Consider the following 5,717-nt stretch of genomic DNA (forward strand, 5'->3'; position numbering starts at 1 on the left):
GGTACACACTTGGGAACCGCGACTGATCCTGACGGCGTCGTTTATCCCCGGCACGAATGTTCCGTGGTCGTTGAGGTATCGGATATAGCTGTCGCCGTCGGCATGGGCCGGCGCGGCCACCGCTAGCGCGGCGGGAATCACCAACACCGTCGCCAACCATCGCATGGTATTCATGGTCCGACCGTAAACCGATCTGGGTGCAGCCGAGCACAGAACTAGCACTCAGACGCCGGAGAGTGGGAGGTCAAGCGGCTAACGTTCTTCGGTAACCAGGTGCCCGTTGTGCGGGATGGCGGAGTTCGCTAGTAGGGGGATTCCTGGCAGACTTCGCTGCATCTCGACACAGACGCGATACGACCGGACCGGGCGGACCTATTCGTACACCCGTCGACCCGATCCGCGCATCGCCGCAGCCATCAATGGCGCACTGCGCGGCATGGCGACGGTGGCGAATATCGGCGCTGGAACCGGATCCTACGAACCAACGGGCACCGTGATCGCAGTCGAACCCAGCCGCGTCATGATCGCCCAACGCCCGCCCGGTTCTGCTCCAGCTGTTCAGGCCGTCGCCGAGCAGCTACCGATCAGCTCGCACGCCGTGGATGCTGCACTAGCGGTGCTGACCGTCAACCACTGGAGCGATCTCGAACGGGGCATTGCTGAGATGTCGCGCATTGCTCGCCGTCGGGTAGTCATCCTTACCTGGGATCACGACGTGTTCCGACAGTTCTGGCTAATGCGCGAATACCTGCCCGCCGCCGCCCAGACCGACGCCGACTTGGCCGTCCCCCTCATGAAGCTTGTTGCGCTGTTGGACGAGCCGACAATTATTCCGATCCCGGTTCCGCATGACTGCGTCGACGGATTCGGCGGCGCGTATTGGCGACGGCCTCACGCCTACCTCGACTCGGCCGTCCAAGCCGGCATGTCTGTATTCGCCCTGACGCCGAAATCCTCAGTATCAGAAGGGCTATCACGACTGCGCGCGGACCTATCCAGCGGCGAATGGGACCGCCAACATCGGGATCTCTTCGACCGTCAACACCTGGATCTCGGCTACCGACTCCTCGTCGGCACAGTTGGCGTCAGACGGCGCGGTCGATCTGGTCGGGGGAGTACTGAATGACGGGAGCTGAGTCGCCGTAGATGTTAAGGGTGTGAATGAAGCGGTGCAGTCCCATGGCCGACGCGCAGGTGAAGCCAAGTTCCACGATCTGAGCTGCGGTGAAGTGCTCGCCGAGACGCCTATAGAACTCGTCGTCAATCGCATGGTGATCAGCCGACAGCAGATCGAGGAATTCGATCGCGATCTGCTCCTGCGGCGTGAGCGTGCCATGGCCCGGTGCGAGAAGACATGCGACGTCTTCGTCGGTGATCGAATCGTGCTTACGCGATTGACTGCAGGGCTCGCATTCGCCGAGTTGCGCGCTGCGAATGCGGAGGAGCTCCAACAGTCGGTCCCCAAGCAGCGAGTCAGCCCCCAGGTAGGTGCGCGCCATATTCACCTGAGCGAGTTGGGCGCTGCGATAGGCGAAGATCTGTAGCGGCACCGGCGTGGCGTAGAGCCCATCGGCTACGCCGCCCTCGACTATTTCGCGCGATTGCGCACTGAGCTGATCCATCGGGATCGGTGCGATACGTGGCATACCTTGACAGTATCGCCGTTCTGGTTTGTTCGGCGGCAGTTGTGCGGTTGGCCGCGGCCAACTATCGAGGGAGGCGGCGCAGGTGTCCCGTTTGGTCGGCAAGACAGCAATTGTGACGGGTGGCGCGGGAGGTATCGGCGCGGCAACGGTGCAGGCCCTTGCAGGCCGAGGCGCTTCGGTTGCGGTCGTCGACATCGACGAGAGTAAGGCAGCCGATGTGAACACGCTGACCATGTATGTTGCGACCAGTCACGGCAAGCAGGGCGTTCGGGCGAATACCGTTGTGCCGGGCTTGATCCTAACCGATGCGGTCAAGGAGCATCTCTCGGAAGAAACACTGGCGAGCCTGGCGAGCGCCACCTTGACGCCTTACGCCGGGCGGCCCGAGGATGTCGCAGATCTCGTGGTATTCCTGGCATCCGATGAATCGCGGTACATCACTGGTCAGATGATCTGCATTGACGGGGGTATGTCGACCCACGTCGCGGCCAAGACCGATTAGTGCCGGTTGAACTTACCGCGCCGGGCCGAGGACGTACTCACCGGTGGTCGGGTGGTGGTACCAGCCAGACGACGCCTGGGTTCCACCGTCGACGTGGATGGTTTGGCCGGTGATATAGCTGGACATATCGGACGCGAGGAATACTGCGGCGCAAGCCATTTCGTCGACGTCGCCTGCCCGGCCCATAGGTACAACGAGCCCAAAGTGCTGGTCGGCACCCGGGGGTGCGATAGCAGCTATACCCTCGGTGAGCGTGATATCGGGTGCCAGGGCATTGATCCGGATGCCGTGGGGTGCGAGCTCGAGGGCGGCAGTCTTGGTGTAGTTGATGACACCGGCCTTAGCCGCCGCGTAAGTCGCGAACCCCGGTGCGGCCCGGATGCCTTCGATCGAGGTCACGTTGATGATGCTGCCGGACATTTTCTCCTCGACGATTCCAAGAGCTACCCGCTGGGTGCATAGGTACACGTGGCGAAGGTTGGCCCTGTACAGGGCATCCCAGCCGTTCTCGGTGGTTTCGAGGATCGGGGAGTGGAATACCCCGCCGGCGTTGTTCACCAGGATGGTCACCGGCCCGAGTTCGGCGACCGTGCGGGTCAGCGCGGCGTCGACCTGTGCACTGTCGCGGACATCAGCGGTTATACCCAAGGCGCCAATCTCCGCTGCTGCGGCGGCGCACGACTCGGGATTGCGTTCCCAGATTGCGACCGAGGCGCCGAACGCTTTGAGACCTGCCGCGACACCGCGACCAATACCTGCTCCGCCGCCGGTGACAACCGCAACGCGGTCGGTCAAAAGAATCTTTGAGGGGTTGATAGGCATGAAGCGACCCTAGAACAAAGGCAGCCGACGTGTTACTTTCTTTACGTCTTGTGTTGTGAATGTAAAACAACAAGGGTGGCCTATTGTGCCGAGCACCATCTTCGTTACCGGCGCCACCGGTCAAACCGGGTCCAACGTTTGTGAACAGCTGGTCGAGCGGGGCGACCACGTGCGCGCGCTGGTACGCAACCCCGACGAGGCCACCGTGCTCGCCGAGATCGGTGTCGAGCTCGTCAAGGGTGACGTCTCCGATGCCGACGATGTCCTTCGCGCGGCCATGGGGGCAGAGGCCGCGATTCACTGTGCGGCGCTTCTTGGGGGCGCAAGTCAAGACTTGAAAGACTTCCAGGCAGTCAACACGATTGGCACGACGAACGTCCTGAATGCGGCAAGGACGCTGGGTTTTCGTCGGGTGGTCGCGCTAAGCACAGCCACGTTTCTCAACCTGAGCATGGGTCTGCCGTTCGAGGAGGCGCCCGTCCTCGAGAATCCACCAGATGACCCTTACACGGTCACCAAACTCGCGGCATTTCTGGAGGCGCACAAGCGCGCCGAGGCGGGCGACGACGTGCTTACCTGTCATCCGGGGGCGATCTTCGGTCCTGGTCTGGTCGTCGAGCGTGCCTTGCACCGAACCAGCTTCAACCGCGTCTTGTTGGCCGGGATGCGAGGTCGGATCAAGCGGTATCTGGCATTCCCGGTGACGTGGGTGGCCGGCGCCGACGTCGCAACGGGAGCGATCGCTGCCCTCGACCGAGGGGTCGCGGGCGAACGTTACTTGCTCATCGGCCGGCCGGAGGAAACCCTCAGCACCGCCGCCGGCATCAATCGCGCCTGTGAGATAGCGGGACTCGACCACCGCGTGGAGGACCTCGACTATCGCTCCGATCCGGAGGCACTGACGGCCGAATTCGGTCCCACGTTGATGGCGATCGCCGAAGCCGCAGCGAGGCAAGTGCGTACGCCGAGACCACGCGACAACCTCACGAGCCGGCGGCTTAACTATCAGCCGATGTCCTTCGACGACGGGCTGCGCTTGCTCGTTCGATGGCTGCGCAAACTCGGTCGCCTCGAATGAGCCAGCGCGGTGCGCGACCCGGTCACGAACAGCCGCCGTCGGCGCCACGAACCCGAAGAGCGAGCACGGCGACTGCCGTAGCGAGCGAGTCCGCAACACGGCAATCCCGTTTGGACCGTAGGGATAAGGCCGAACGCATACTCACCGCGGCGCGGCGGCTCGTGGTCCAACAGGGCGCCCGCAGATTGTCGTTGACGGACGTGGCAACGCTTGCCGGGGTTTCGCGGCCCACCGTCTACCGCTACTTCCCGACCAAAGAAGACTTGCTCACTGCCCTGGGGAAGCTCGAATACCGGCGACTCAATTTGGCAATGCAGGAGGCCATCTCGGGCGTATCGGGCTTGGAGCGGCTCGAGGCGGCAGTCGATGTCGTCGCGGCCTTCCTTCGCGAACAACCGCCCCGCAGCCTCGTCGACCTCGATCCAGGATTCGTCAACGACGAAATGGCGCGCGTGCTGCCCACGGTGACAGAGGTGTTGGCGGCTGTCCTCACCCAAGGCGCGGATGAGGCCGACGTCACCTTTCCCGGTGCCCCGCATGACATGGCGGGTGCTATCGCGCGAATAGCGTTGAGCCACTATATCTTTCCTGATGTCGATGCTGAAGCTGCGCGCCGCCAGATCCGCGCCGGAGCGGGACTACCCGCTCGCTCGCGCTAAGGAGTTCGGCGATGGCACCACCGGCACTCGTCCTCGTACACGGCGGCGGCCACGCCGCCGACTACTGGGAGCTCACAGTCGACGAAATTCACCGGCAGGCACCGGAGCTGACGGTCGTCGCGGTCGACCTTCCGGGTCGGCGCGGCAAGCCCGGTGACCTACGTACCCTCACCATCGCCGACTTCGTGGACTCCGTGGTCGGCGACATCGAGGACGCCGGGCTGGGCGAAATCGTCCTCGTCGGTCATTCGATGGCGGGTCTGACCGTCCCGGGTGTGGTCACCAAGCTCGGATCGTCGAGAGTGCGCGAGCTGATTCTCGCGACGGCGTTCGTGCCTCCCGAGGGAAAGGCGCTCGCGGATACGCTGACTGGACTCTTCAGGTCGATCGGGCGGCACCCGGCGAAGACGAACGTGCCTGAGGCAACGCGCGCCGTGATGGCGAGGTTCGGATTCTTCAACGGAATGTCCCGCGCCCAGCGCCGATTCATGACTGGCAAGCTCTACCCAGAATCCACAAACATCCTCACCGAGAACGTGTCCCGAAGCGGCATGCCAGACGACGTTCCACGCACCTGGATCCTGACGCTGCGTGACCACGCACTGGCGGTGAAGTCACAGCGTAGAAGCATCGCTGCGATCGGCGGTGTCCAGACCGTCATCCCGATCGATACCTGTCATACGCTCATGGTCAGCGAGCCGAGGCGGCTGGCCGAGATCCTCGTCAAGCGCTGCCGGCTGTACGCGTAGCGCCACTCAACAACACGCTGAGTGTGTCGTGGAGGTCGTGAAGGATGTCAAGGTCGGCCTACGTGCGATGCGACTCGCACGGGAGGTCAACGCCACGCATCGACAGCGGTTCATCGTGCGTGTCGTGACTGCACATTCAGCAGACTCGGACGAAACCGACGCATAGATCGTCGCTGGTGACCGTTGGGTCGGGCGCACGCGATGAGTATTGGCGCCGGGCCGTATCTAAATATGTGGAGCTCGACCACATCGGACTCATCT

Annotated in this window: 7 protein-coding genes; 5 read left to right on the forward strand and 2 right to left on the reverse strand. The window is 63.1% G+C overall.

Going from position 1 to position 5,717, the window contains the following annotated elements; translation table 11 throughout:
* Nucleotides 1-289: 289 nt before the first annotated feature.
* Nucleotides 290-1,126 carry a class I SAM-dependent methyltransferase gene (locus tag WAN71_RS21530; RefSeq protein WP_422227271.1) on the forward strand — a complete coding sequence of 279 codons (837 nt, stop codon included), beginning with the start codon at nucleotides 290-292 and terminating at the stop codon, nucleotides 1,124-1,126.
* Here the strand turns inward: WAN71_RS21530 and WAN71_RS21535 are convergent.
* The gene (locus WAN71_RS21535) at nucleotides 1,086-1,646 is read right to left on the reverse strand and encodes a carboxymuconolactone decarboxylase family protein (RefSeq protein ID WP_422227272.1); all 561 of its coding nucleotides are present in this window, start codon (nucleotides 1,644-1,646) and stop codon (nucleotides 1,086-1,088) included. The two genes, WAN71_RS21530 and WAN71_RS21535, sit on opposite strands and share 41 nt — an antisense overlap.
* A gap of 82 nt (nucleotides 1,647-1,728) precedes the next feature.
* Here WAN71_RS21535 and WAN71_RS21540 point away from each other — a divergent pair, with 82 nt between their 5' ends.
* A complete protein-coding gene (locus tag WAN71_RS21540; protein ID WP_422227273.1) occupies nucleotides 1,729-2,148 on the forward strand; it encodes an SDR family NAD(P)-dependent oxidoreductase in 420 nt (139 codons plus the stop codon).
* Nucleotides 2,149-2,160: 12 nt separating this feature from the next.
* On the opposite strand, the gene WAN71_RS21545 is transcribed toward WAN71_RS21540, so the two are convergent.
* Nucleotides 2,161-2,970: an SDR family NAD(P)-dependent oxidoreductase gene (locus WAN71_RS21545; RefSeq protein ID WP_422227274.1), complete on the reverse strand. Its 810-nt coding sequence runs from the start codon at nucleotides 2,968-2,970 to the stop codon at nucleotides 2,161-2,163.
* A gap of 85 nt (nucleotides 2,971-3,055) precedes the next feature.
* Between WAN71_RS21545 and WAN71_RS21550 the strand changes: the two genes are divergently transcribed.
* The 3 genes from WAN71_RS21550 to WAN71_RS21560 are packed head-to-tail and all read left to right on the forward strand — an operon-like array spanning nucleotide 3,056 to nucleotide 5,456.
* Nucleotides 3,056-4,048 (forward strand): NAD-dependent epimerase/dehydratase family protein, encoded by a 993-nt coding sequence (locus tag WAN71_RS21550; protein WP_422227275.1) that lies wholly within the window; start codon nucleotides 3,056-3,058, stop codon nucleotides 4,046-4,048.
* Complete coding sequence (locus tag WAN71_RS21555; protein ID WP_422227276.1) at nucleotides 4,045-4,707, forward strand: TetR/AcrR family transcriptional regulator; 663 nt, start codon at nucleotides 4,045-4,047, stop codon at nucleotides 4,705-4,707. The genes WAN71_RS21550 and WAN71_RS21555 overlap by 4 nt, the downstream gene beginning before the upstream one ends.
* Nucleotides 4,708-4,718: 11 nt before the next feature.
* A complete protein-coding gene (locus tag WAN71_RS21560) occupies nucleotides 4,719-5,456 on the forward strand; it encodes an alpha/beta fold hydrolase (protein WP_422227277.1) in 738 nt (245 codons plus the stop codon).
* The last annotated feature ends 261 nt before the right edge of the window (nucleotides 5,457-5,717 follow it).

Origin of the sequence: Mycobacterium sp. (genome assembly GCF_049280035.1) — a bacterium.
GTDB lineage: Bacteria > Actinomycetota > Actinomycetes > Mycobacteriales > Mycobacteriaceae > Mycobacterium.

Excerpts from the sequence above, each read along its gene's own strand:
- WAN71_RS21530 (WP_422227271.1), top strand. The coding sequence starts at position 290 with ATGGCGGAGTTCGCTAGTAGGGGGATTCCTGGCAGACTTCGCTGCATC.
- WAN71_RS21545 (WP_422227274.1), bottom strand. The coding sequence starts at position 2,970 with ATGCCTATCAACCCCTCAAAGATTCTTTTGACCGACCGCGTTGCGGTT.
- WAN71_RS21560 (WP_422227277.1), top strand. The coding sequence starts at position 4,719 with ATGGCACCACCGGCACTCGTCCTCGTACACGGCGGCGGCCACGCCGCC.
- WAN71_RS21555 (WP_422227276.1), top strand. The coding sequence starts at position 4,045 with ATGAGCCAGCGCGGTGCGCGACCCGGTCACGAACAGCCGCCGTCGGCG.
- WAN71_RS21535 (WP_422227272.1), bottom strand. The coding sequence starts at position 1,646 with ATGCCACGTATCGCACCGATCCCGATGGATCAGCTCAGTGCGCAATCG.